The sequence below is a fragment of the Flavilitoribacter nigricans DSM 23189 = NBRC 102662 genome (genome assembly GCF_002646595.1).
Taxonomy (GTDB): domain Bacteria; phylum Bacteroidota; class Bacteroidia; order Chitinophagales; family Saprospiraceae; genus Flavilitoribacter; species Flavilitoribacter nigricans.
This window is the reverse complement of the sequence record NZ_PDUD01000021.1, coordinates 274,791-299,036: the sequence shown is the minus strand read 5'-3', so window position 1 is coordinate 299,036 and position 24,246 is coordinate 274,791. Positions and strand designations below refer to the sequence as shown.

Here is a 24,246-nt window from a genome sequence, read left to right as displayed (position 1 = left end):
GCGAGGGGAGCGAGGTTTTAGCTAATTAAAGGGATCTTTGGTAGCCGATGATCATTTTTCGAATTTGGGTGATCTCGTCTACTAAAGATTCCTTTTTTTCTTTTGGGATGAGACCGAGATCGAAGCTAAGATAGATCTGCGTTTCTATTTCACAGATGGAGCCGATTGCTATATTCAGGAAATGTCTGAGCTGTTTGCTGCTGTTCCGGCCACAGCCTTCGGCGATATTGGATGGAATAGAAACGGAGGCCCGATTCAATTGGGAAACAAGGCCGAACCTTTCTTCCTGCGGATAAGTTTTGGTCAGTAAATAAATGGTTTTGGTCAATGCTCTGGACCGATTCCAGATCTCGAGGTTTTTAAAATTTTTAATCATGAGCGCGAATTTTTAGAAATTAAGAAATAACCCCTTACTCCCCTGACACCTGAAACCTCTCCCCTGACACCTCTCCCAAATCTACAAAAAAGTTCAATCCAAAAAATAAAAAACAAATACTTTAAAAACTAGCAAAAAACCGTATCTTTAGCCTCCCTGTAATCAACCAAAAACACCTGTAATTATGACTACTCAAGAAATCGCCAACCGACTGGTAGAGATCTGCCGTGCCGGCCAAAATGACCTGGCCTACGATGAACTATTCGCAGAGAACGCCATTACCGTTGAACCCGCTCACACCAAACAGCCCAATACCGAGGGGCTGGATGCCATCAAAGAAAGGTCCAAACTTTTTCAGGAAGGGGTCAAGGAATTTCACGACAGCTACGTTTCCGATCCCATCGTAGCGGGAAATTTCTTTGCCTGCACCATGGGAATGGACATCACTATGCAGGACGGTAACCGTATGAAAATGGACGAAGTTTGTGTTTACGAAGTGAATGACGGAAAGATCGTACAAGAGCAATTTTACTATTAGAACATATTTTAAAGACCCGGGCTGCTCGCGGATCTCTGAGCAAAGCAGGCGCTCTGTTTTTGTAAGGCCAAAGACCGAGTTTGCTGCATGCTCTGGATCTACCGACCACGTCCAATCTCAGTAAGGTTTGTTTTTACCGCTGGGGTGACTGAATAAAAGCGTAAAAGACCACTAGCCCGCATTATCCCTATTGATAAAAGCGGGTGCTGTTGGGTTGCTGCCGTTCCTTCACCTTAGCGGTAATTTTTTTAGAACTCCAGCCCAAAGCTCAAATTGAGCGTCCGGTCCAGCAGATCGGTCTGGCTGCCGATGATGCGGTTGGTGATCCGATTGGTTTCTTCGGAATTGGTTGAATAGATAAACTGCAGATATTTGACATTGGCGTTGTCGGTAAGATTGAATACGGAAAGCCCCATTTTAGCTTTCATACTCCCGATATTGAACTTGTAATCCACTCCCACGTCGAGCCGCTGATAACTCGGTAGCCAGCGGATATTATCCCTCCTCCGGTCTCCCTGAATGATCCGCTGATCGTAATACGGCCGACCGGAACTGTAGATGTAATTAGCCGAAAAATTGAACCGCCCCCAACGGTAATTATTCACCCACTTGAACTGATGCCGCCGGTCATCCCGGGCCGGGATCGGCGCTCCCCGCTGGATCTGGGGAAAACGATTGACCGATTTGCTCAGGGTGTACGCCAGATGCCCCTGGTATTTTGGATAGTCCCAGCCCACCGTGAGATCCACTCCGTTGACGGTTCCCTCTCCCACAAAAATGGTGTAGTTCTGCCGGGTGCCCGGGCGCAATGGATCATTGCCGAATCCCGGTACCGGAGAAGAGTGGTCAATTACATTTGCCAGTTGTTTATTATAAAACTCCACATCAAACAACCAGTGCCTGATCTGGTAGTTAGCGCCGAGCATCAGGTTGTTAGACCGGCCGACCGGAAAACGACGGTCATCACTCAATACGACCAGATTGACGGACTGGCCCAGTCGGTTCTCATGGGTCAGTTCGCGAATGAACTGGTAATTGATGCTGTACGCTCCCTTCAGGGCAAATCCGGATTCCAGGCGGTAATTGGCCGTCAGGCGGGGAGCGAGATAAAAACCGCCGGTTTGATCGTAGTAATTCAATCGTCCTCCGGCGGAAAGTTCCAGTCCCGGCGCCGGCGACCATTGATAATTGGCGAAAGCCTGCACATCGAATGATTGCCGCTCGCTACTCAGAAGAGTATCCAGTTCGGAAGCAATGGCGAACTCGGTGCGATATTGGTTCCAGCTGCCGCCCAGTTCAAGCTTGTGGGAATCGTCATAGGTTTTGGTCAGCAGGCTTCTGGCACCGGTATTTTCGACAAGGTTGAACTGCTTATTTTCCAGAGAATTGGTCTGGGTCCCCAGGGCCATTGACGTCCGGCTAAGGGCGGCATTTAATTTCTCCTCAAACTGATAGCGGGTGTAAAAGCCCTCCAGATCAAATTGCCAGTCCTGTCCTAACTGACTGGAATACTGCAAACTGGTCCCTGTGTTTTGCCAGCTTTGCTGATCCCGAAAATCTTCCTCAAAGACAACCCGCTCCTGATTGAACCGGGTATTGCCGAAACGGTTGTAGTACGTATTGAGGTAATCGTCCTTGCTTTGGAAAAAATTAACGGCTAGGCGGGAGGTCTGGCTGGGTCGGAACAACAATTTCCCGTTCCAGTCCGAAAAGCCGAAATCCGGATTCGTCGTCAGAATATCCGGACGATTATCGAGCGATTCGCTGTCAAAATAATTATCCACATCCCGGTCGACCCAATCGAAGAATTTGGAGTTGGCCAGATTGGTATGCGAACTCCGGGCGCTGAAACTGACGCCGATCTGCTTGCTCAGCGGTACATCCATCGTAAGCGCCGCAGACAGGAGATTGAGATCCGCCTGCCCGGACAAGGTAGTGATCTCGTCGGCAGACCGCATCAACAACATCCCCCCGGTACGCCCCCCGTATTGGATCGGCAGTACATTCTTATACAATTTTACCTCTTCCAGATAACTGCTGTTCAAAGCACTGAATACCCCGTAAAAATGGTCGACTTTATAGAGCGGCATACCGTCCAGGATGATCAGGGTCTCATCCGCATTACTGCCCCGGATGCGGATATCGCTGCTCAGATCGTCATCCGCACTTACTCCGGCCAGCAACTGTACCCGCCGCAGGATGTCATTTCCGGCCAGCGTGGAGGCATTCAGGCCGTCGATCCCTTCGTGCCGAAGGCTAATACTGCCGTCCGAGAGGGAGGTCGTCAGATCGGGAAGCCGGTCAACGATCAGGATCTCATTCAGCGGCAAAGGATCGGACTGCAGGCGAATAAGCGGTTCGCCGGCGAATTTCGCTACCGGAATGTGTTTGGTTTTATACCCGATATGGTAGATCCAGACGGCATTCCCATTTAAATTGGCCGGTAAGCTCAACGCAAACCGGCCCTGTTCGTCGGTCATAGTGCCCAGGTTCATCGTATCCAGTGCGATGGCTACGTTTACCATGGGAGTACCCGTTGCGGCATCCAGTATTTGTCCGCTAACGGAGAGGGTTTGGTCGGTGGCATCACTAGATCTCAGTTGCAGGCTCCGCAGTAAAAAGCGATCAGCGGAGACCCTGTGGTACTGAACCGCTTCGGTGGCCAGCAACTGGCGAAGCAATGATTCCATATCCGGCGCTGAGATAGAAGTTGGTTCCAATACCTTTTTGGCCAGCACATCGGGGGCATAGGCAAAATCGATCTGATAATCCTCCGCCAGTTGCTGGATAGCATCCAGCAAGCTTTGCCCCGCTTTTACTTCCAGGTGATAAGGCATGAGGGTGGACTGCGCTTTGCTCTCCAGGGTGAGCAGCAAAAACGTGGCGAAAAAGATCCACCGTAATAGGCCTGTATTCATACCTTACTCGGTATCTGCTTGCTTAATGCTTACTTTTTTTCCTTCAATAGACGATTCCAGATTGTGGGGCAGCGTGACCTGGAATAGTGCTGAATCCAGGCTATTTCCCTCAAAAAAGCCGACATGATTGATGGAGGAGATCGATGCATCGGCTTCTATTTTTACGCCAAACTGGCGTTCTATTTCTTCAAATACTGCACGCAGGGGCTGATTGTCGAAGCGATAGATATCCTTTAGCCAGTCTACTTCCGCCTCCAGGCCGCTTAGATTTTCCACCACCAGTCGGCCGTCGGCCCCAAGTTCGCAGGCCATTCCGGGAGTAAGGATCACCCCGTCCGCATCTCCGGGCGCAGTTACCTGCACGCGCCCCTCGGTGCATTTGACCCGAAAACGATCGTTCCGGCTGTAGACATTAAACTGCGTACCGAGCACTTCAACCGTTCCCCGATCCGTCTTCACTACAAAGGAACTGCCCTTTTCAACGGCAAAAAAAGCTTCTCCGTCCAGCTCGATCCGGCGACCGCTATCATCATAGCTCAGGGTACTGGCGGCATTGAGCTGGACCTGGGACTGATCCGGCAGCGTCACCGCCAGATGTTCCTGGTATTCCGTACTTACCAGATTCGGCCGTTCGATACCGAACACGATGAACAGGATCAGGGCGATGGCCGCCGCCACTGCTCCCGCCATGCCGAATAAAAAGCGACGGCGTCCACCGACGGGTTTCACCACAGCCGGCTTATCCTTGTCCGCCTGGATCCGCGCCCACAGTCGATCGGTATCTACCGCGGGTTTTGCGGGCTCAAACCGGATGCGCTGTACCAAAACCCGAGCGGTTTCCACCTCCTCCCGTTTTTCCGGATGGCGATCGAGCCAGCTTTGCCAGGAAGCGTTCGCTTCGGGCGTACCGTTCTTCACCCAGCGAATGAAGTCCTCATCCGCCGCGAGCTGTACCGCATCGTAGTTTTGGTAAATATCTTTCATATGCTGAAGTTAAAACTTCGTTTACTCTAAAAACAACTCGTCCAGATAGCCGGAGCGGGTTACACTGTTGTACGCATTCCGGCAACCGCTGAGGCCACTGTGCATCATACTGGCACAGGTGCCATCCGAAAGGGTCGTTTCCAGATGACTTCTTTTCAGGAAACAATGCCCCAGTTCGTGGAATATGACAAATTCCTTTCGGATATCCGACGCCTGCCGCCAGAAGGACATATCGATCACCAGGCGGTTGGGTTCGTCGGTATTGTAATAACACTGCCCGGAAACATTAGCCTCCGGAATATCTTCTAAATAGGCCGAAATATTCGCTATTTCAAAATCTACCGTCACTCCCCGGCTACTCCCCTCTTCCTGAAAACGCTCAAAGTAAGGCGCCAGATCTTCGTCGATATAGATGTTGGCGATCGTTGTCGTTTCCTTCTCACACCCCAGGCTCAGTAACCCTCCCCAAAGCAGCAAAAACTTTAAATATTTCATGCTTATCCAGATGCTTTTATCTGTATAAGACCGGCCGGCCGGTTTTGTACTCAATTTGCAAGGAAAAAATTCAAAAAAATTAGCCAGAGCACCGTCAGGTACTTTCTCAGGGCCTTGATCCCGGTAGATACCAGGTTTCGGACCGACTGATAATTGATGCCCAGCGCTTCACAAATATCCTCGTAACTCATATCTTCGAAGTACTTTAGGTACAGCACTTCCCGCTGGCGTTTGCTCAATTGCGCCATCGCCTGCTTCAGGGCCCGGGCGTTGGCTTCGGAGATCTCCCGTCCGATAATCGACTCGTCAATAGCCGGCTCGGCGAGAAAATCGACCTCCCGGGTATCTCTTTCGTTCTGGGTTTTCTGTAATTTCCCGATCTGACGGATCAGTTTCCGGCGCAGGGCCACCAGTAGATAGGGGCGAATATTATCGTTATCACGGAGGCCTTCCCGGTTGCGCCAAAGGTCCACGAAGAGATCGTGCAGGCAATCTTCGATCAGACTGGCATCCCGGCAGAATTGTCCACCGTACCGCAAAAGGGCGTCCACATGCTCCCGGTAAATTTGCTCCAGGGCATCTTCGTGACCATCCTTTAATTTTTGCCAAAGTTGCTGATCGGTTATCATGAGTTCGCGAAAATAATAAGCCCGGAACAGAATTTACAGGATTTTTGGATTTACAGAATTTTCCAGAAAGTGTATATTGACCTGGTATACGGTAATCGCCGCCAAGATCCTGCTTTCCCGGCAGCCTGTGTTAACAAACGTAGAAGCAATGCATCAGCTATATACCACCTTTCATTTTTTTTGTAAAACTGCGCAATACTCACCTGGTAACTAAGACATGCCCAAACCGCAAACGTTTAAAAAGAACCGGCAATTCTGGAAATTCTGTGCCTACGGCTTCTTGAAGAACCTCCGTTTCTTTGAGCCCTTCCTGCTGTTGTTCTTTTTGGAAAAGGGGGTGAGTTACTGGCAGATCGGCACCCTCTACGCAGTCCGGGAAGTGGCCATTAACCTGATGGAAATACCTTCCGGTTTCCTCGCTGACACCTTCGGCCGCCGCCGTACCATGATCCTGGCCTTTTTATTCTATATCGTTTCCTTCTTTATTTTTTACGCAGCCGAAGCCTACGGGTTTCTCCTGCTCGCTATGGTCTTCTACGCCATGGGAGACGCATTTCGAAGCGGTGTACACAAAGCCATGATCTTTACCTATCTGCAGATACAGGGCTGGTCGGACCAGAAAGTCCACTATTACGGCCATACCCGGGCCTGGTCGCAGCGGGGTTCGGCTTTGTCCTCCCTGCTGGCCGCAGTAGTCGTGGTCTGGAGTAGAAACTATACGTCCGTTTTTCTGCTCTCCATCATCCCCTACCTGCTGGATATGGCCCTGATCTGGTCCTACCCCAAAAACCTGGACGGCGCGGAAACCTCCTGGAAGAACCGCCAGGCGATCCGGGCTAGATTTCGCACCATCTGGCGCGCCTTCATCATGACGTTTCGCCATCGATCCATCCTGCGGGCCGTCAACAATGTGTCCCTGTCCAGTGCTTTTTTTAAAGCCGTAAAAGATTATTTACAACCTATTTTACAGACGCTCGCCCTGAGTTTGCCCTTTCTGACCGCTCTATCCGAAAAAAGCCGGTCGGCCATTCTGATCGGTATAGCCTATTTTATTATTTTTCTGTTGACGGCCAGTGCCTCCCAGAGTGCCGGCCGGATTGCCGATCGTTTTGTAGAATTGCGCGCGCCGATCAACTGGACCATGGCCGCCTGCCTGCTGATCGGTATGGGCAGTGGCATGGCCTATCAGATGGAATTGATCGTTCCGGCCGTCCTGCTGTATATCGGCGTTTTTGTGATCGAGAACCTGCGCAAACCGATGGGCACTGCCTTTATCGCCGATCAGGTACAGGAAGATATCCTGGCCAGTGCGCTGTCGGCCCAGTCGCAGATCAAAACGATCTGGTCCGCCGTCATTGCTTTAGGCCTGGGTGCCGCCGTGGAGGTTTTCGGCATCGCCATCGGCCTGGCGGTAATCTCCTGCGTTCTGCTGTTGGTACTGCCTTTGGTATGGATCCGGCAAAAGGATCAGAAAGTGTTGCGGGTAGGACATTAAACGATCATTGGAAATGAAATGGAGAATGCTGATAAAAAACTGTCGTTTCTTCACTGTTCAATAATACGAAAGCGTTGCCGGAGGGGAATACTTCAATTATCCGGCCGGCGCAAATTTTCACCTGACTACAATAATCAAGATCATGAAGATGTACATCCAACTGTTTTTATTACTCCTGGTGACCGCAACCGGTCTGCGGGCTCAAACTGTAAGTGCGGAAACCCTGCTGGAACGCAGCATAAAATACCACGATCCCAAAGGTCAGTGGGGAAAAACGCCAATGACCCTGAATCTTAAAGAAACCCGCCCCGGCGGCAGCGACCGGACTACCACCATCGGGATCGATCTCAAAAAGCAAACCTTCCGGCTGGATCAGATGCGGGAAGGCAATCAACTGGTCTATAATATTGCCATGGATGATTGCACCTACGAGCTCAACGGCAACAGTGATATCAGCCCGGAAGATCTGGAAAAATATCGCCTCAACTGCGATCGCGCCAAAACCATGCGCAATTACTATACCTACCTGTGGGGACTACCCATGAAACTGACCGACCCGGGAACGATACTCCACGAAGTAAAAATGGATGAATTCATGGGCAAAGCTGCCTACCGGCTTAAAGTGACGTACTCCCCGGAAGTGGGATCGGATATCTGGTATTTCTACTTCGACCCGTCCAGCTACGCCCTGACCGGTTACCGGTTCTATCACGACGAAGCCACTAATGACGGAGAATACATCACCCTGAAAGGAGAGGAAAAGATCAAAAATTTCCGGCTTCCCAAAGAGCGGAAGTGGTATACCCACAAAGAGGATAAGTACCTGGGCGCCGATATCCTACAGCAGTAGCTCACGGAGCCCAGCGGGTATCAGGATCGGGGCGGTCGGCAACAAAACGGATCGCCCCGATCATTATCGGTCTGTGAATGCCAGTATCACTACCGGAGTTGCGGTTCGTAATCCGGAAAGATCTGCTGCAAATGGTGTTCCAGATGTTTGACGTAATCTTCCATAAAATATTCGAGGGAGACGGATTTTAGCGGCATTACCTTTCGCATTGCGATCTTGTCCAGGTTGTGCCTGGGCCGCAATTGGTGCCGCACCGGATCGGGTACCCGCGCGATAACCCGGGCCATTTGCCAGTTAAAATAGTACCAGAGCTGTACCAGGTTCTGCCAGTCGGCACGCGCATAATCCTGCAGTTTCACCCATTCTTCCTGGCGATAGCCATCAAAGATCAGTTCATCCGTAAACTGGGCCCTTATAAAACGCTGGTGGTTGTTGGAAGCCGAATCCACCAAATGTCCGATGATCTCCTTGGTACTCCACTTATCCGGAGTCGGACGGCGGGCGGCTTGTTCATCGGTGAGGGCCTGCAGGCGGGGCCGGATGGTATCGATAATGGTTTTTAAGTGATGTGCGGTTTTAGACATGACCCAGTTGTTGTGGCAAACCGGAGGATCAATAATTGGCTCCGGCCGCATCCAGAAATTTGATTTACAGGAAGCAATAGTATTTGGCTGGAAAAAGTTCCCGCATTTTGATCATGAATTTTCACTTTTCTTGTCAGGCTCCCGCACAATTGTTGCGTCCATTCCTTAAATCCTCACTCGCAGCAACACGAAACTACGACCGACCTTGCATTTACGGGCGAATCCAGCCCATAAGGGTTTTACGGTCGAGCACTACCAAAACTATCGGGGAACTTAATCAGGGAGACAAAAGTTAACAGGAAATTAATCTAAGCTTTATGCCTGGGTATTTCCTGATTGATATCTTTTTTCGATCTTTGCAGCCCTTTGGAAAAAACCACAGTTAAAAGACATTCAAGGATTATTTATTTATTTCATACTAGTCAATTATTTGAGCCATCCGTAGCAGCGGATGGCTTTTTATTTTACCGCATCCCAAAGCACCTCTACCGGGTGTAGCGCCTGCCTTTCGGCCCCGTCCCGGATCTGGTGGCGGCAACTGGTACCCGGAGCCGCAATAACCGCATCCGCCGGCGCTTCCCTTACCGCGGGGAAAAGTACCAGTTCCCCGATCTTCATGCTGAGATCGTAGTGTTCTTCTTCGTAACCAAAGGACCCCGCCATGCCGCAGCAGCCGGAAGGAATGACCTCTACGGTATAATTAGCCGGGAGGCTCAGTAAAAAAGCGCTCTGCGCCACGTCTCCCAGCGCTTTTTGGTGACAGTGGCCGTGCAGCAGGATCTTACGCGAGACATCATGAAACTGTTCGCTCCGGATAAAACCCGCCGCGGCTTCTCTGGCCAGAAATTCGTCTACCAGCAAACAATGGGGAGCCAGTTGCCGGGCCCGCTCCTGCGCCTGTCCGCGCAATAAGTTGGGGTATTCATCCCGAAAGGTCAGGATGGCGGAGGGTTCGATACCCAGCAATGGCGTGTGTTCGTCGATCCTGCCGGAAAAGGTCTCTACATTGGCCCGGGCCAGTTGCCGGGCATCATCCAGCATACCTTTGGAAATAGCCGCCCGCCCGCTTTCTGCGTGGGCGATCATCCGCACTTCGTAGCCCAGATGCAAAAGCAGGCGTACCGTTTTTTCCCCGATCTCCGCTTCATTATAGTTGATAAACTCGTCACAGAACAGGTATACCTGGCGGCCGTGGGGCGCATTGACCGGCAGATCCTTTCCTTCCCGGTTCCACCATTTCCACAAGCTTCGATCGCTCAAAGCAGGCAGAGAGCGCTGGGGCGCAACTCCCAGGATCGACTTTATCCAGGCTGCGGTCAAAGTATTCGTCAAAAAGAAATTACTCAGTGCCGGGAAAAGCGAGCCCAGGCGATTGTAGCGACTGATCCGGCTGAAGAAGCGGGTGCGGAACGAAGCGCCGTGACTTTTGTGGTACTGGTATTGAAACTCGGATTTCAGCGTGGACATATCCACATTGCTGGGGCATTCGGCCGTACACCCCTTACAGGAAATACAGAGGTCCATGGCCGTCGCGATCTCCGGATGATCAAAGGGATTTTCTTTGGTATTCCGCGTCAGAAATTCCCGCAACACGTTGGCGCGTCCCCGGGTAGTATCCTTTTCTTCCCGGGTAGCCCGGTAAGAAGGGCACATGACTCCTCCCGCAAAGGATAACTTTCGGCAATCTCCCGACCCGTTGCATTTTTCCGCCAGCCGCAACAAACCTCCTACCCCGGAGAAATCAAAGGCCGTATCGTATCCGGGCGTTTCCTGGCCTTCCTCATAGCGCAGGGTCGTATTCATCGGCGGAGCATCGACAATTTTTCCCGGGTTAAAGATCCCCTGCGGATCCCAGGTGCTTTTGATCTCACGCAGTAGCTGATAATTGTCCGCACCGATCATATCCGACAGGAAGGGCGCACGCACGCGGCCGTCTCCGTGCTCACCACTCAAAGAACCTCGATATTTTTTTACCAACTGAGCCGTCGCGTAGGTGATATCGTAAAAGAGTTGCCGGTCTTTCCGGTCCTTCAGATTGAGAATGGGGCGCAAATGGATCTCTCCCGCTCCGGCGTGCGCGTAATACACCGCCTCCTGGCCGAACTCCGCCATCATTTCCGAGAATTCCGCAATGTATTCCGGCAGATCGGCAATCTCTACTGCCGTATCTTCTATACAGGCCACCGCCTTGGGATCGCCGGGAAGATTGGCCAGGATACCCAGACCGGCTTTTCGCAGATCCCACACTCTTTTGGTGGCCGGAGCAAAAACTTTGGGAAAAGCGTAGCCGAAACCGGCTGCGCGGAAAGCATCGATCAGGGTGTCGGCCCGGGTTTCCGCTTCTTCCGGTGTAGCTCCCCGAAACTCGATCATCAGGATGGCGGCCGGATCCCCTTCCACGAAAAAGCGGTTCTTCTGCTGTTCGATATTTTTTTTGGTAAGGTCGAGAATGATCTTATCCATGAGTTCACAGGCCGAAGGTTGGTGGGCCATCGCGATCTGTACCGCCCGCAGGCTCTCGTCGATACTCGTGAAGTGCGCACAAAGGACCACTTCTTTGGGAGCCGGCAATGGATTGAGGTGCAATTTGATCTCAGTCGTAAAGGCCAGCGTTCCCTCCGAGCCGCAAAGCAGGGTGCAGGCGTTAAAATCCGGACCACCCTCCGCAAATATGTTGCTGTGTAGTAACAGATCGACGGCATAGCCGGTATTGCGACGCCGGATCCCTTCCTTGGGGTATTGCTCGCGGATAGACTCCTGCCGGGCGGGATCGCTCAAGGCGTCCTTTAACTGACGATAGATCCCGCCTTCCAGCCCCTCCAATTCGCACTTTTCGGCAAATTCCTCGCCGGAAAGTGCCTGAAAGCTCACTTCCGAACCATCACTCAGCACCGTTTTCAGTTCCAGGACATGATCCCGGGTAGAGCCATAGACAATACTGGTAGATCCACAGGAATTATTACCGACCATACCACCGATCATGCAGCGGTTGGCCGTAGAGGTATTGGGGCCGAAAAACAAACCGTAAGGGCGCAGATATTGATTGAGCTCATCCCGGATGACGCCGGGCTGTACCCGCACCCATCCGGCTTCTGCATCGACTTCCAGTATACGGTTGAAGTGGCGGGAAATATCTACTACGATCCCCTCACCTACCACCTGACCAGCCAGCGAGGTACCCGCCGCCCGGGGAATTATGGGGAGTTGATGCTTTCCGGCAAAACGGATCACCGCTTTTATATCCTCCGTTGATCGCGGCAACACCACGGCATCCGGCAACTGCCGGTAAACAGAGCCGTCGGTAGCGTAGAGGGTACGCCAGAGTGAGGAGGTAAAAAGCTCGCCCTCCAGTTGGTCGGACAGTTCGGAGAAAGGTATGCTATCAGACATCGTATTTGCTTTACTTGCGGGAAAGGAAAGCGAATTTAGCTACTATCCCTTACTTAAGGTGATGGATTGAAAGGCATCTCGTGCCGAATACCGAAAAAAATCTTACTTTGGCCGGATTACCAAATGATACGATCATGAAAATTGAAAAACACACGGTAGTTACCTTACACTATAAATTGCAGGAAAGTAGCGCTTCCGGAGATCTTATTGAAGACACCGCAGGCTCCGATCCGCTGGTATTTCTCCATGGCGTAGAGCAAATGATCCCGGAATTCGAACGTCAGCTGGAAGGCAAAAGCGCGGGCGATTCCTTTGCTTTCGGCATAAAAAGCGCCGATGCCTACGGCGAATACAAAGAAGAAGCCAAGATCAATATCCCAATCGAGACTTTTATTGTTGATGGGAAAATGGCCACGGATATTCTGGTAGAAGGAAAAACCATTCCCATGCGGGATCAGGAAGGCAATATGATCTACGGCACCATTCTGAATATCGGCGAAAAAGAAGTGGGCATGGATTTCAATCACCCCATGGCCGGTACGGACCTATATTTCTCCGGTAAGATCGAAGATGTCCGCGCAGCCACTCCGAGTGAGATTGAACACCGTCATGTCCACGGAGCCGGTGGACACCATCACTAAAAAACGACGGATCTTCCGGAATAAAAAGGTCCCACTTCGACAACAGATCCTGCCGAAGTGGGACCTTTTTTTATAGCTCCCGCTAGCGGCTGACCACAAATTTGCGGATCAAGCGCTCCGACGAACGCTGCACTTCCAGCAAATACATGCCTCCACTCAGGGAGCCCAGACTGATCTCCTGCCGGTTCATCCCAGGCAGGGGTTCGAACTGGCCGCTGCGCAGCGCCCGGCCGTTCAGGTCCCGGATGGTCCAGTCGATCGTGGGATCGGATGCACGGGCCTCCACCAGGAGGCGCAGATTCGTGCGGGAGGGATTGCCCTGTATCCGGAGCCAATCGGCCTCCATTTTTGTCTCCTCCGGATAGATCCGGTTGATCAGGCGACGATCCCGTGCACTGAGCCGGCTATCATCCAGAATACCGCCCTTCATATACACATTGAACAGCATGTGGCCGTCTTCAACGTGCCCTTTCCGGATCAGACGGGAGTCTTCTCCGAAAGTGAGCCGGCTGCCGGGATTCAACTCCATGTAGAACTGACGATCCGGTCCGTCCAGGTAGTTGGGCAGGATAGCGGTATTGTTGATCACTAATTCGCTTCCCGATCCGATCCGGATGGTCCCGCCTTTATCCAGACCCAGGGCGCCGACACCATTGCCGTACACAAAGCGCGTATTATCCGGGATACCGATCCGGCCACCCTCCCGCAACATGATGCAGGAGTTCGGTCCACCGAAATGGATATTGCCGGAGCGGAATTCAATCTCAGCTCCGTCCCCTACCACCAGTTCCACAAAGGATGGGAAACAGAATTCCACGCCATCTCCCACCAGGGTAAGCTGGTGCCGGGCCGTATCGCCGGCTTCGACCAGTGCGCCGCGCAATTCCGTGTAGGGCTGAAAATGAATGCTCTGATCCGCGTGGAAAACGGCCCGGAGTTGAACGGGTTCGTCAACGGGGACTTCCGGACGGCCCTCAATGTAGGTTACATTGCCCATAGCGGGATAGACCTCGCTATCGTGTACGAACAGGTAGGGCGCATCATCCGAGGGATTGTCCGGCTGCACCACTTCCCGGATATTGGCACTGTAGCTTTCTCCCGTGAAGGTACTTTGGGGAAAGACCAGTTCCTCCACCCGGTTGATCCCGTACAGAGGTGTACTGGTGCCGATGATGAAGATTGAAAGATCGCTATCCAGGACTTCATCATCAAATTTGAATTTCATAACGATGTCTTTCAGGATATTGCCGTCCGGAAAGTATTCGGTTACAAAACAGGATTGCGCAAAAGAGAAACCGTTCGCGGCGGGTACCGAAAAATTAGCCGTATTGAGTCGATGGGTGACACCATCGCCGGCTTCATTGGGGATCTCGACCGACAGAATAACTCCCGAACAGATATTGTCTTCACAAAAATTACCAACAAGTAAGGAATCATTACTGCCCATGGAGACCTGGGCACCCAATTCGTAAACGAAATCGGATTTCAGAATGATCTCGTCTTCTTCGGCTACCGTCTGCCGGACAAACAATGAACGATCCGGATCGATCTGGCTCAGGTCGAGAACAAAAACACCGTTCTGTCCGACCTTTCCCGAAATGCAACGGGTCGAATCGATGGTGCCCATCCAGGTGTCATCCAGCGTCTGGTAGATCATCCAATCCGTAGGCCACAAGACGCTGACATCCGGATTGAACGGGCAGGGAATTTCTTCTTTGAGAATAAAATTGGCGTTGGGAATGAAAGTAGACTGTGCCAACAACAGATGAGTGCTTGCTGCGTAAAGCAGCAATAGAAAGAGCGTTTTTTTCATAATTATTGAGATTAGGCGTTAAATAACGAGCGATACCATTAAGGTACAGTAATCGTCAATAATTTGAAAGAATTTCCCTGTCAGAAGCATTACAAACCGGAAGAACTATTCCTCTTTGGGCAGGCGGATCACCCGGACGGTCTCGATCTTGGTATTACTCACCTGTTCAAAAATAAAGCGATATCCCTCCAGTTCGATCACTGCTCCCTGATCCGGGATGGTTTCGGTGGTCATTACCAGATAACCGGAGAGGGTCTGGTATTCCCCGTCCGGGAAACCGAGGTCGTATTTGTTGTTTAACTGATCGATCTCCAGTCGGCCGGAGAAGAGAAATTCATCCTCCGAGATCTGGCGTTCGATATAATCTTCCTGATCGTATTCATCTTCGATCTCTCCGAATATTTCTTCGAGAATATCCTCCAGGGTGATGATGCCCGATACGCTGCCGAACTCATCCACCACGCAGGCAATACTCAGTCGTTCCTTGATGAAGCGGTTCATCAGATCGGTCGCATTCATCACTTCGGGAACGAAGGGAATATCCATGATCTGACTGCGGATATCCTGGGGCTGATCCAGTAATTGCTGGTGGTGCACATAGCCCAGTACATTGTCCGTATCCCCTTCGGTGACGATAATGCGGGACAATTTGGTCGATTTGAACAATTGCAGTAATTCGGCTACCGAGGAATTGACGTCGATGTTTTCGATCTCCGTTCGCGGCACCATACAGTCCCGGACCCGGGTATCTTTCAGGTTGAGCGCATTGCCAAACAATTCTTTATCGATCTCCTCTTCCGAATCCGTTCTGGGGTCGTTGATGAAGTTCTCGAGATCAAGCCGGGTAAACGTACTTTCACTCACCTCGATCGGCGTTTTGATGAACAACCGGAGCAAAGCGGTGGAAGAGCGGGTCATGATCCAGGAAGGCAAAGCCAGCAGCCACTGGATGAGTTTTAACGGAAAGGCTAAAAAATAAAGGATCTCGTCCGCATACAGGCGAAAGAGCGTTTTGGGCAGAAACTCCCCGAAGATCAGTACCACAATGGTGATGATAATCGTATTGAGCAGAAGGATGACCAATTCGTTCTCAATTCCCCACTGTTCCACGATAACCGGGCTCAGTTGCCGGGTCATCAGGTAGGAAAAAACGACCAGGGCAATATTGTTCCCCACCAGCAGCATTCCGATAAAATCGGAGGGCTTCTCGTAAAAATTGGCGATGATGGTTCCCCGCAGAGCGCCCTTCTTTTTCTTGAGCTCGACTTTTAACTTGTTGGCGGAAATAAAGGCGATCTCCGTACCGGAGAACAGAGCGGACAGCACCAGAAATATGATGATAAAAGTGATCGACATTAATCTTTCAATTTGCTGGGATCACTAATCTTTATTCTACCGTCTACCGCATTGATGCGGGCGTTTTCAAAGTTCTGATCCGATTCAAAACCGTGACCGGTGATGATCTCATCCGGACGGGTGACTACTACGAATTTCTGGGTGTATACCTTCTCCATACGCTCATCCCAGATGAGTTCTTCGGTTTCCAGTTTTTCCTGCTCCACACTCTGCCAGACTACGCTATCCCGCACGACGATCTGATTTTTCTTATCGATCCGTACCCCGTACTTTGCCGTCAATACACTGGCGATAGAGCCGTCCGGATCGAAGAACTCCACCCGTACGCCATCGGGGAACTCCTGCCGCGGATCGTTCCGATCCAGATAGGTCAGCATCGTTTCTCCCTGGATCCGCACTTTAACCAGTGCCGAATCGCTGTACAGGATCTCCACTTCCTGGGCCCGTTCGATCTCAGGTTCCAGGTTGGCCAGTAATTCGGCTACTTCCGAAGGATCATTCTCGCAGGCGGCGATCAGACTCCCCAGCAAAATAAGCCACAGCCAAACTCGCTTCATATATTGATTTTTTGCAAAAATACGTTTTTTTGGTTTCGGGTATCGGATTTCCGAAAACAGCGGCAAGGTTTACCGAAGAATATTTCCGCGCTAAACCCTGCCGTTTGGTTTGGATCCGGTTATTTCTCGTATACCAAAGCCGGAATATTCTGCTCGCGGAACAGACGGTTGTAGGCCGGGATCTCCGTTTCCAGAATATTATTCAGCGCTTTTTTCTCCTTTTCCCAGCGTTCATCCAGATCTTGCAGCCGATCTTTTACGCCCTGGGTGACCTGGGGTTCGTAGGCATCGATCGAGCCCCGCAGGTAGAAGTAGGACGCATTCAGCTTACTGGGCCAGTTGATCACATCCTGCGTATTTTTCTGGCGGGTCTCCACGATCCGTGATTCCCACTCATCGATCATTTTGATCAGGTCCTTGCCTTTTTCCACAACGGCTTTGGCCGATTCCTGCTCCGCCAGATTTTTGTTGTAAGCTTTAATCTGGTCTCTGACCTTACGCACGATGTTCACGCCCTGGTGGATCTCTCCGATCTTATCCGCCGTATACTGCATCAGATCCTGCTGTTCTTTCCAGGCAGCGGCATCCCCCACGGTAGTCTGGCGCGGATCGGCCAGCAGGCTAACGGGCTGTTCCACCGTTTTATCCCCCATTTTGAGGCGGGCGGTGTATTGCCCCGGGGCCAACCGGCGACCGCGATAATCCCCGAAGATGAAAACATCGGTCACATCGGGCATCACTTCCGAACGGAAATCCCAGGCAAACCGGTTCAGTCCCGCTTTGGCCGGGATCACCTCCGGTGCCGGCGGGCCACCCGGATAAGACTTAAACGTACTGTCTTTTTCACTGCTGTAGGCCCGTACCACTTTCCCGGCAGCATCAACGATCTCCAGGTGAAGGGTAGTATCCGGTTTTTCCGGCAGGTAATAGGTCAGGATCACGCCCGCCATCGGATTCTGTCCGATACCCGGAGGCATCGATCCGCCGGCGCGCGGAGAAAATCCGCTCATGCGCACGGTCGGTTTGGGCTCGTACAGCACCATTTCGGAGCCTTCCGGTTTGCCCTGGATCGCCGCCAGATCATCCAGGATCCAAAATGCCCGGCCCTGGGTGGCCGCCACCAGATCATTATCGTGGATCTTCAGGTCGGTAATGGGCACTACCGGCAGATTCAGTTGCAGGCGACTCCATTCGGCACCACCGTCGTAGGAAACATAAAATCCATGTTCCGCACCGCCGTATAACAAACCCGGTTTTTCCAGGTCCTCACGGATCACCCGGAGGTAATCGTCTTCGTCCAGCCCCTTGTTGATCAGGGTCCAGTTTTGTCCGTAATCCGTGGTTTTATAGGTGTAGGATTTGAAATCATTGAACTTAAAACGGTTGGCGCTCACGTAAGCGGTACCCGCCGTGTGCGGAGATACCTCTATGGAATGAACGGTGGATTCCGGCAGATCGGGAGGAGTGATATTCTGCCAGTTCTCTCCGTTATCGCGCGTCACGTGTACCAGACCGCAGTCACTTCCCGCATACAGTACGCCGCGTTCCAGCGGAGATTCGATCAGGTAATAGATCGTATTGTAGTTTTCGCCACCGGCACCTTCGTTGGTGAACGGTCCGCCGCCGGCTACCTGCTTGGTAGTATCGTTCCGGGTGAGATCCGGACTGATCACCTCCCAGTTGATGCCACCGTCCGTGGTGCGGAAAACGACATTGGCCGTATGGTAGATCACGCTGGGGTCGTGCGGAGAAGCGATGATCGGAGCGTTCCAGTTGAAGCGGTATTTCAGGTCTTTGGGTTCTTCCGCGAAATTCATGGAAGGATACTCCTGAATGTCTTTCGACTCCTGGGTACGGATATCCAGCACTTCAATAATCCCCTGGTAACAGCCGCCGTAGAGTAATACCGGATTGTCCGGATCAAAAGCGATATAGGCACTTTCGCAACCAGGACCGGAGAACCAGTCGGATTCGGTCAGTCCCCGTCCGTTGTTGCGGCTACTGATCACCACCGATGAATTATCCTGCTGGCCACCGTATACTTTATAGGGGAACTGGTTATCCACATTCACCCGGTAAAACTGGGCGGTCGGCTGATTGTTCAGGGTGGACCAGCTCGCACCGGTATTGAAGGTGATCTCGCCGCCACCGTCATCCCCCAGGATCATATTGCGGTTGTTGTCCGGATTGATCCACAGATCGTGCGTATCTCCGTGCCCTACACTCACGCGACTGAAGGTGTTGCCTCCGTCAATACTGCGCATCATCGGTGCATTCAGCACGTAAACGATATCCTCATTGATCGGATCGGCAAAGACTTCCATGTAGTACCAGGAACGGGCCGACAGGTACTGATCGGTGGAGAGCATACGCCAGCTTTTCCCACCGTTGTCCGAGCGGTACAGTCCGGATTTGGCTTTTTCCGTTTCCACGATGGCGTATACCCGATTGGGATTAGCGCGGGATACGGAAACGCCGATTTTACCCAGATCTTTCGGTAATCCGCTGACGATCTTTTCCCAGGTCTCCCCGCCATCAACAGATTTGTAGAGTGATGATCCCGGTCCGCCACTTTCTACCGTCCAGGGATACCGGCGGTGTTGCCAGGTGGCCGCGTAGAGAATACGGGGGTTGGTCATGTCCAGACTCAGGCTGGACGCTCCGGTGTTCTCATCCACGTAGAGCGTCTTTTTCCAGGTCTGGCCGCCGTCCGTAGATTTGTAGATCCCCCGTTCCGGATTGGGTCCGTGCAGCGCTCCCTGTGCCGCTACCCATACCGTATTCGGATCATCCGGGTGGATCACTACATCCGAGATATGACGGGTTTTATCCAGGCCCAGGTGGGTCCAGGTTTTACCGGCATCCGTAGAACGATAGACACCGTCACCGGCGGAGGTCATTACCCCGCGCACGGCGTGCTCCCCCATTCCCACGTAGATGACGTTGGGGTCGGATTCGGAAACGGCAATATCTCCTACCGATCCGGTTTTAAAAAAGCCGTCGGAGATATTGACCCAGCTCAGGCCGGCATCTTCGGTTTTCCAGACACCACCGCCGGTATATCCGGTGTAGTACAGATTTTCGTTTCCGACCACCCCGCTTACAGCATTGGAGCGCCCACCGCGGAACGGCCCGATATTGCGCCAGTGCAGCGCCTGGTAGTGATCTGTCTGGATGGCCGGTTTCATCGGTTCGGCCTCCGCTTTCTTTTGCTTTTTCTGTCCAAAAAGCGGCGTTACTGCCAATAGTGCAATAAGCCCTAACATGCTTAAAAGGCGATTCATCCTAAATGTTTTTTTCATACTAGTTGATGGTAGTTTCTTTTTGGTAGACGGTAGTTGAATCCTTTTCCAAGGAGTTATGGAAAGGTTGAGTCCCCAGCTATAAGACCGGCGCCCCCCGGATCCATTTGCCGACTCTCCAAAGATAATTTTTCTGGGTATTAATTTTTCCCGAGTCGAAGCGATAAACTTATTTCAAAATAAAATTTCATAAAAGCCTTACTCATAGACCTTGGTCAGTATTTTATTCTTCTGTCGAGTTCTTGTTAACAAGTGTCTGGATTAGTTGCAATTTGGCTGGAATACCCACACTTTTGTAGTGAACTAAAATCCCTTCCTACCGTGGAACATCGAAAACACTGGCAAAGAATTTTAATGATCCCCATTGGAATGCTGGCCGTCGCCTTATTCCTGTTTAAATTCGATCCGCTGCAGGTTCGCTTATCCGGCCAGTCTTACAGCGTTCAGTCTAATGATCAGGAACAACGACGGGGCCCCTTCAACCCTTTTTACGTAAAAGGTTTCAAGCAACTGGACGGACAGTATTTCATCGTTATTCTGGATGGTATTGCCCCGGAAGACTGCCCCTGTAGTGACCTGAAGGTGAGACGCGGAAAAAATCCCAACTGCCCGATCGTTCACCACCGGGAAAAAAAGTCGATCATTTCCGAAGGCCGGAAAATGGGTCTGCCGGAATATAACTTTCCGGTACTCGAAGTTTGTAACTGATCGCTTACAGATGCGGCCACCGAAGGATCAGGCCGGTTGTTAATTAAATTTCATTACTTTGCTCAAAAGCCAAAATTATGCCCGCTGAAGAAAAAAAGACCTTAGAAACTGCCGATGATATCATCTATAATCACCTTTGGTTCTCGGCCGTTCCGGGTTTCATGCCCGTACCGCTGCTGGACATCGTGGCCATCAGCGCCGTACAACTGGACCTTGTGAAGCAACTCTGCAAATTCTACCATGAGGATTACGATGAACAAAGAGGCAAGGCGATCGTAATGGCCCTTACCGGCTCGGCGATGTCCCGGATCACGGGCTACTCCGCCCGGGCCGTACTCAAGACCATTCCAATGGTGGGCTGGGTACTGGGCGGTGCCGCGATGTCTCTGTTTGCGGTCAGCTCTACTTACGCCATCGGTCAGGTATTTAAAGAACACCTTGATGCCGGCGGTACCCTGCACAACCTCAACCCGGAAGCCTTCCGCCAGTTCTACACGCAACAACTGGAAAAAGGCAAAGGGCTGGTCTCTAAATGGTTGAAAAAAGACTAAACCCGGTGGCGTGGAGCCCGGAAACGGATCCGCCGCCCGACATTGAATTCCCATTACCGTAAAGGAAGTGGTGCATTTTGGTAAAAATGCACCACTTCTCGTTTCTACAGTTCAGATATGGGCAAACTCAGTTCCCGATCTTTGCCCAAAAGGCATCCTTGTAAGTAGCGCCGATCGGCAGACGCTGCTCTTTGATCACGATCCGGTTGCGCTCAATAAAGGAGATCTTGTCGAGTGCCACCAGATACGACTTGTGCACGCGAATGAAGTTCTGCCCGGGGAGCGTAGCCTCAAAGTGTTTCATATTTTCCAGCGTCAGTATCTTTTTCTCCTTGAGGTGGATAGCGACGTAATCTCCCAGTCCTTCCAGATAATAGATGTCCGCCAGGTCGATCTTTAAAGTCTTATAGTCACTTTTTACAAAAATATAATCCTGAGTCGGTGCTGCGGTCGCGGGAACGGCAGCAGAGTGTTCCGTTCCCCCGGACAGTAATCGCTTTTTGGCCTTGCCGGCAGCGATCATGAAGCGATCCAGGGAGATGGGTTTCAGCAGATAGTCGATCACATCAAATTCGTAACTATCCAAGGCGTAGTGATCGTATGCCGTAGTCAGAATGATGGGGTATTTACCATTAGCGATCTTCATAAACTGGATACCCGTCAGTTCCGGCATCTGAATATCCAGAAAAATGAGGTCCGGTGTCTGTCGTTCGGCAAACTGCAGCGCTTCGATCGGATCCGTAAAGGATTGCAGCAAACTCAGACCCTCCGTCTTGTCAATATAATCCGACAGCAATCGGATGGCCAGGGGTTCATCATCAATGATTAAGCAGTTCAGCATGCGGAAAGAGCTATTTTCAGGTTGATCTTAAATTCGTTTTCATTCTCGCTGATGTCCAGTTCGGATTGATCTCCGTAGATCAGGGCGAGTCGCTTTTGCACGTTTTGAATACCAATGCCTCCGACTTCATCCTTCTCCTGTATTCGTTTTTCGTTCTGGACGGTAAATTCCAGATATTCGTCCCTGCGCTGCAGACTGATGAACAGCGGCCGTTGCGGATTTTTCAAATTACCGTGTTTAAACGCATTTTCCACAAAAGGAATGAGTAGAAAGGGCGCAATCTTCAACTGCAATACATCCGGGGCCACCTGCATTTGCACGGGTAGTTCCGCATCCAGACGCATTCGGTGGAGATCGATAAAATCATTCAGGTGGGCCACTTCTTTTTTCAAAATCACCCTTTCCGATTTTTCGTACAGCGCGTAGCGCAGGAGACTCGACAGCTTTTCTACCGACCGCAGGGCATTGTCCGATTTATAATAGATCAGCGAATAAATGTTGTTGAGAATATTGAATAAAAAATGCGGATTCAGTTGCGACCGGAGAAAGGCCATTTCCGTTTTCTGGTTTTGGAGTAATAATTCCCGTTGCTGCACTTCCTTGTACTGAGCATACTGCACGAAAAAATAGATCGTCCCCACGCTGATGTAGATAATGGCATAGTACAGATTATCAAAAATGTAGTATTGCAGAGTGGTGCCGGCCGCGTAGTTGCGCACATTGAATAATAGTTCGCCCATCGTTTCCTGCATCAAATACCGAAGCAGGATCGCCAGCAACGCCACGGGGACCAGCAGGGAAAAGGCCAACACCTTTCTACCGGCCGGATAATAGCGATAGAACACCACGTAGGCCCCCAGAACGTAGACCCAGAAGTAGATCAGGGTGGTGATGAAAAACGCAAATTCCAGGCCGCTTTTCAGTCCATACAGAGCTTCCGTGATCTCACCGGTCTCCAAAAGTATCCGCAGCGGTTCGTACACCAGATAGAAGCTGATGAAGGTGACGAACAGTGATCTGATATTCATTTTCATACGCCCAAATTACGGCAAGCACTGCCAAAACGCCTAATCCAAACCGGCTATCCGGGTAAAGTATCGGTCAACTGCGACATTTTATCGGTCAACTGAATGCTCGCACCTCCGGCGGGTTTACCGAGGAAACCTGCGCCTTTACCGATCGCATTTCCCACCGGGCGAAACCACCCCTAGATTTGTAGCATCCGATTGAGATCGGGAATTTTTACAAATCTTCAAAACCGTATATCATGAGAGACATAGCATTGATCGTTATTATTATCATCTCCTTTTTACTGCAGAACTTCAGTAGTTACGCCCAGGCTCCCGCCCGCAAGGAAGTACTTATCATAGGTACGATGCACAGTGTACCGGATATTGTAAAACACAGCTATAAGCCCTTACTGAGAAAAGCCAAAGCGTACCAGCCGGAAGCCATCTACGTTGAGAGCCCACAGGCCAGTGATACCCTAAGCCTGAACAATACCTATCCAGGCTTCCTGGATCAGGTGGATAGCCTGAAACAAGTCTGGGAGTTGACCCCGGAAAAGCTGGCCCGGGCACAGTGCAAACCACTGGAAGCCATGCAGCGGGAAGATTTCGAAATACTACGCCAACATTATCTACTGCAACTGGACCGCGCCAATGCCGCATACTATAAGTATCTCTACAAGTTCGGCCGCAAAGGATCCCCCAAACCCACTCAGGAAGAAGACGGCGACCTGACGGCCAAACTGGCCATCCACCTCGGCCTGAAAACCCTGCGCAGTATGGATAATCAATGGTATCGCCAAGACTACCACCGCGCCTGGGCCGCCTGCAACAAAATGGATCGCGAAGACGGGGAGATCGTCCATCTGAAAAAGATACTTTCCAGTCTGAAATTACCGCAAACTATCGCCGGACTGACCGGACGGCTCGGGATGCACGTCAACTCCAAAAATGCCACTACCAAATACCACATCACCAATTCCTTTCGCTACCGGGAAACCGCCTGTGCGCCCTGCACCGAAGGTCAGAAGCTCTGGGATGCCCGCAACCTGGAAATGGCCCGCAATATCGGTAACCAGATCCGGGAGAATACAGAAACTCGCAGTATCGTCATTGTCGGCGCCGGCCATGTATTCGGTTTGCAGGAAGCTTTGGCGCAGGAATATCCGGACATCGAGGTAAAGCTGCTGCGGTAAGCCGGACAGCGGCCC

At 51.4% G+C, this 24,246-nt stretch carries 20 protein-coding genes; 7 read left to right on the top strand and 13 right to left on the bottom strand.

Annotation, left to right across the window (positions count from 1 at the left end):
- Positions 1-25: 25 nt before the first annotated feature.
- The gene (locus CRP01_RS16525) at positions 26-376 is read right to left on the bottom strand and encodes a four helix bundle protein (RefSeq protein ID WP_233752693.1); all 351 of its coding nucleotides are present in this window, start codon (positions 374-376) and stop codon (positions 26-28) included.
- A gap of 184 nt (positions 377-560) precedes the next feature.
- Between CRP01_RS16525 and CRP01_RS16520 the strand changes: the two genes are divergently transcribed.
- Positions 561-914: a nuclear transport factor 2 family protein gene (locus tag CRP01_RS16520; protein WP_099151173.1), complete on the top strand. Its 354-nt coding sequence runs from the start codon at positions 561-563 to the stop codon at positions 912-914.
- Between the two features lie 248 nt (positions 915-1,162).
- Here CRP01_RS16520 and CRP01_RS16515 read toward each other — a convergent pair whose 3' ends face one another.
- Genes CRP01_RS16515 through CRP01_RS16500 form a run of 4 tightly spaced genes read right to left on the bottom strand, consistent with a single transcriptional unit; the run spans position 1,163 to position 5,940 of the window.
- The gene (locus tag CRP01_RS16515) at positions 1,163-3,832 is read right to left on the bottom strand and encodes a TonB-dependent receptor (protein ID WP_099151172.1); all 2,670 of its coding nucleotides are present in this window, start codon (positions 3,830-3,832) and stop codon (positions 1,163-1,165) included.
- Between the two features lie 3 nt (positions 3,833-3,835).
- Positions 3,836-4,816, bottom strand: a complete 981-nt coding sequence (locus CRP01_RS16510; protein ID WP_099151171.1) for a FecR family protein — start codon at positions 4,814-4,816, stop codon at positions 3,836-3,838.
- A 21-nt stretch (positions 4,817-4,837) separates the two neighbouring features.
- Positions 4,838-5,311: a hypothetical protein gene (locus CRP01_RS16505; protein ID WP_143473415.1), complete on the bottom strand. Its 474-nt coding sequence runs from the start codon at positions 5,309-5,311 to the stop codon at positions 4,838-4,840.
- A gap of 50 nt (positions 5,312-5,361) precedes the next feature.
- Entirely contained in the window at positions 5,362-5,940 is a 579-nt protein-coding gene (locus CRP01_RS16500; RefSeq protein WP_099151169.1) for an RNA polymerase sigma factor, read from the bottom strand.
- Positions 5,941-6,157: 217 nt separating this feature from the next.
- On the opposite strand from CRP01_RS16500, the gene CRP01_RS16495 reads away from it, so the two are divergent.
- Positions 6,158-7,435 (top strand): MFS transporter, encoded by a 1,278-nt coding sequence (locus tag CRP01_RS16495; RefSeq protein ID WP_099151168.1) that lies wholly within the window; start codon positions 6,158-6,160, stop codon positions 7,433-7,435.
- Between the two features lie 142 nt (positions 7,436-7,577).
- Entirely contained in the window at positions 7,578-8,285 is a 708-nt protein-coding gene (locus CRP01_RS16490) for a DUF6503 family protein (protein ID WP_099151167.1), read from the top strand.
- A gap of 89 nt (positions 8,286-8,374) precedes the next feature.
- Here CRP01_RS16490 and CRP01_RS16485 read toward each other — a convergent pair whose 3' ends face one another.
- Positions 8,375-8,869 (bottom strand): DinB family protein, encoded by a 495-nt coding sequence (locus tag CRP01_RS16485; RefSeq protein WP_170110402.1) that lies wholly within the window; start codon positions 8,867-8,869, stop codon positions 8,375-8,377.
- A 459-nt stretch (positions 8,870-9,328) separates the two neighbouring features.
- Positions 9,329-12,259: an FAD-binding and (Fe-S)-binding domain-containing protein gene (locus CRP01_RS16480; protein ID WP_099151165.1), complete on the bottom strand. Its 2,931-nt coding sequence runs from the start codon at positions 12,257-12,259 to the stop codon at positions 9,329-9,331.
- Positions 12,260-12,393: 134 nt separating this feature from the next.
- Here CRP01_RS16480 and CRP01_RS16475 point away from each other — a divergent pair, with 134 nt between their 5' ends.
- Entirely contained in the window at positions 12,394-12,900 is a 507-nt protein-coding gene (locus tag CRP01_RS16475) for an FKBP-type peptidyl-prolyl cis-trans isomerase (RefSeq protein WP_143473414.1), read from the top strand.
- Between the two features lie 82 nt (positions 12,901-12,982).
- On the opposite strand, the gene CRP01_RS16470 is transcribed toward CRP01_RS16475, so the two are convergent.
- The 4 genes from CRP01_RS16470 to CRP01_RS16455 form a co-directional block, all read right to left on the bottom strand.
- Positions 12,983-14,713: a T9SS type A sorting domain-containing protein gene (locus tag CRP01_RS16470; RefSeq protein WP_099151163.1), complete on the bottom strand. Its 1,731-nt coding sequence runs from the start codon at positions 14,711-14,713 to the stop codon at positions 12,983-12,985.
- A 105-nt stretch (positions 14,714-14,818) separates the two neighbouring features.
- A complete protein-coding gene (locus tag CRP01_RS16465) occupies positions 14,819-16,069 on the bottom strand; it encodes a hemolysin family protein (protein WP_099151162.1) in 1,251 nt (416 codons plus the stop codon).
- Positions 16,069-16,626, bottom strand: a complete 558-nt coding sequence (gene lptC / locus CRP01_RS16460; protein WP_143473413.1) for an LPS export ABC transporter periplasmic protein LptC — start codon at positions 16,624-16,626, stop codon at positions 16,069-16,071. Before lptC ends, CRP01_RS16465 begins: the two co-directional genes overlap by 1 nt.
- Positions 16,627-16,745: 119 nt before the next feature.
- Positions 16,746-19,910 (bottom strand): WD40/YVTN/BNR-like repeat-containing protein, encoded by a 3,165-nt coding sequence (locus CRP01_RS16455; protein ID WP_222845751.1) that lies wholly within the window; start codon positions 19,908-19,910, stop codon positions 16,746-16,748.
- A gap of 339 nt (positions 19,911-20,249) precedes the next feature.
- Between CRP01_RS16455 and CRP01_RS16450 the strand changes: the two genes are divergently transcribed.
- The gene (locus CRP01_RS16450; protein WP_143473412.1) at positions 20,250-20,636 is read left to right on the top strand and encodes a hypothetical protein; all 387 of its coding nucleotides are present in this window, start codon (positions 20,250-20,252) and stop codon (positions 20,634-20,636) included.
- A gap of 77 nt (positions 20,637-20,713) precedes the next feature.
- Positions 20,714-21,187: a YcjF family protein gene (locus CRP01_RS16445; protein WP_099151158.1), complete on the top strand. Its 474-nt coding sequence runs from the start codon at positions 20,714-20,716 to the stop codon at positions 21,185-21,187.
- A 127-nt stretch (positions 21,188-21,314) separates the two neighbouring features.
- Here the strand turns inward: CRP01_RS16445 and CRP01_RS16440 are convergent, their stop codons facing one another.
- Both CRP01_RS16440 and CRP01_RS16435 read right to left on the bottom strand, forming a co-directional pair.
- Complete coding sequence (locus tag CRP01_RS16440; protein WP_099151157.1) at positions 21,315-22,028, bottom strand: LytR/AlgR family response regulator transcription factor; 714 nt, start codon at positions 22,026-22,028, stop codon at positions 21,315-21,317.
- Positions 22,022-23,062, bottom strand: a complete 1,041-nt coding sequence (locus tag CRP01_RS16435; protein ID WP_099151156.1) for a sensor histidine kinase — start codon at positions 23,060-23,062, stop codon at positions 22,022-22,024. The genes CRP01_RS16440 and CRP01_RS16435 overlap by 7 nt, the downstream gene beginning before the upstream one ends.
- A gap of 233 nt (positions 23,063-23,295) precedes the next feature.
- Here CRP01_RS16435 and CRP01_RS16430 point away from each other — a divergent pair, with 233 nt between their 5' ends.
- Positions 23,296-24,231, top strand: coding sequence for a DUF5694 domain-containing protein (locus CRP01_RS16430; RefSeq protein ID WP_099151155.1), 936 nt, complete (start codon positions 23,296-23,298; stop codon positions 24,229-24,231).
- The last annotated feature ends 15 nt before the right edge of the window (positions 24,232-24,246 follow it).

Bases quoted from the DNA above. Each gene is read 5' to 3' on its own strand.
- CRP01_RS16430 (WP_099151155.1), top strand. From the start codon at position 23,296: ATGAGAGACATAGCATTGATCGTTATTATTATCATCTCCTTTTTACTG.
- CRP01_RS16525 (WP_233752693.1), bottom strand. From the start codon at position 376: ATGATTAAAAATTTTAAAAACCTCGAGATCTGGAATCGGTCCAGAGCA.
- CRP01_RS16520 (WP_099151173.1), top strand. From the start codon at position 561: ATGACTACTCAAGAAATCGCCAACCGACTGGTAGAGATCTGCCGTGCC.
- CRP01_RS16475 (WP_143473414.1), top strand. From the start codon at position 12,394: ATGAAAATTGAAAAACACACGGTAGTTACCTTACACTATAAATTGCAG.
- CRP01_RS16435 (WP_099151156.1), bottom strand. From the start codon at position 23,062: ATGAAAATGAATATCAGATCACTGTTCGTCACCTTCATCAGCTTCTAT.
- CRP01_RS16470 (WP_099151163.1), bottom strand. From the start codon at position 14,713: ATGAAAAAAACGCTCTTTCTATTGCTGCTTTACGCAGCAAGCACTCAT.
- CRP01_RS16445 (WP_099151158.1), top strand. From the start codon at position 20,714: ATGCCCGCTGAAGAAAAAAAGACCTTAGAAACTGCCGATGATATCATC.
- CRP01_RS16495 (WP_099151168.1), top strand. From the start codon at position 6,158: ATGCCCAAACCGCAAACGTTTAAAAAGAACCGGCAATTCTGGAAATTC.
- CRP01_RS16455 (WP_222845751.1), bottom strand. From the start codon at position 19,910: ATGAATCGCCTTTTAAGCATGTTAGGGCTTATTGCACTATTGGCAGTA.
- CRP01_RS16510 (WP_099151171.1), bottom strand. From the start codon at position 4,816: ATGAAAGATATTTACCAAAACTACGATGCGGTACAGCTCGCGGCGGAT.
- CRP01_RS16515 (WP_099151172.1), bottom strand. From the start codon at position 3,832: ATGAATACAGGCCTATTACGGTGGATCTTTTTCGCCACGTTTTTGCTG.
- CRP01_RS16440 (WP_099151157.1), bottom strand. From the start codon at position 22,028: ATGCTGAACTGCTTAATCATTGATGATGAACCCCTGGCCATCCGATTG.
- CRP01_RS16485 (WP_170110402.1), bottom strand. From the start codon at position 8,869: ATGTCTAAAACCGCACATCACTTAAAAACCATTATCGATACCATCCGG.
- CRP01_RS16505 (WP_143473415.1), bottom strand. From the start codon at position 5,311: ATGAAATATTTAAAGTTTTTGCTGCTTTGGGGAGGGTTACTGAGCCTG.
- lptC (WP_143473413.1), bottom strand. From the start codon at position 16,626: ATGAAGCGAGTTTGGCTGTGGCTTATTTTGCTGGGGAGTCTGATCGCC.
- CRP01_RS16480 (WP_099151165.1), bottom strand. From the start codon at position 12,259: ATGTCTGATAGCATACCTTTCTCCGAACTGTCCGACCAACTGGAGGGC.
- CRP01_RS16490 (WP_099151167.1), top strand. From the start codon at position 7,578: ATGAAGATGTACATCCAACTGTTTTTATTACTCCTGGTGACCGCAACC.
- CRP01_RS16465 (WP_099151162.1), bottom strand. From the start codon at position 16,069: ATGTCGATCACTTTTATCATCATATTTCTGGTGCTGTCCGCTCTGTTC.
- CRP01_RS16500 (WP_099151169.1), bottom strand. From the start codon at position 5,940: ATGATAACCGATCAGCAACTTTGGCAAAAATTAAAGGATGGTCACGAA.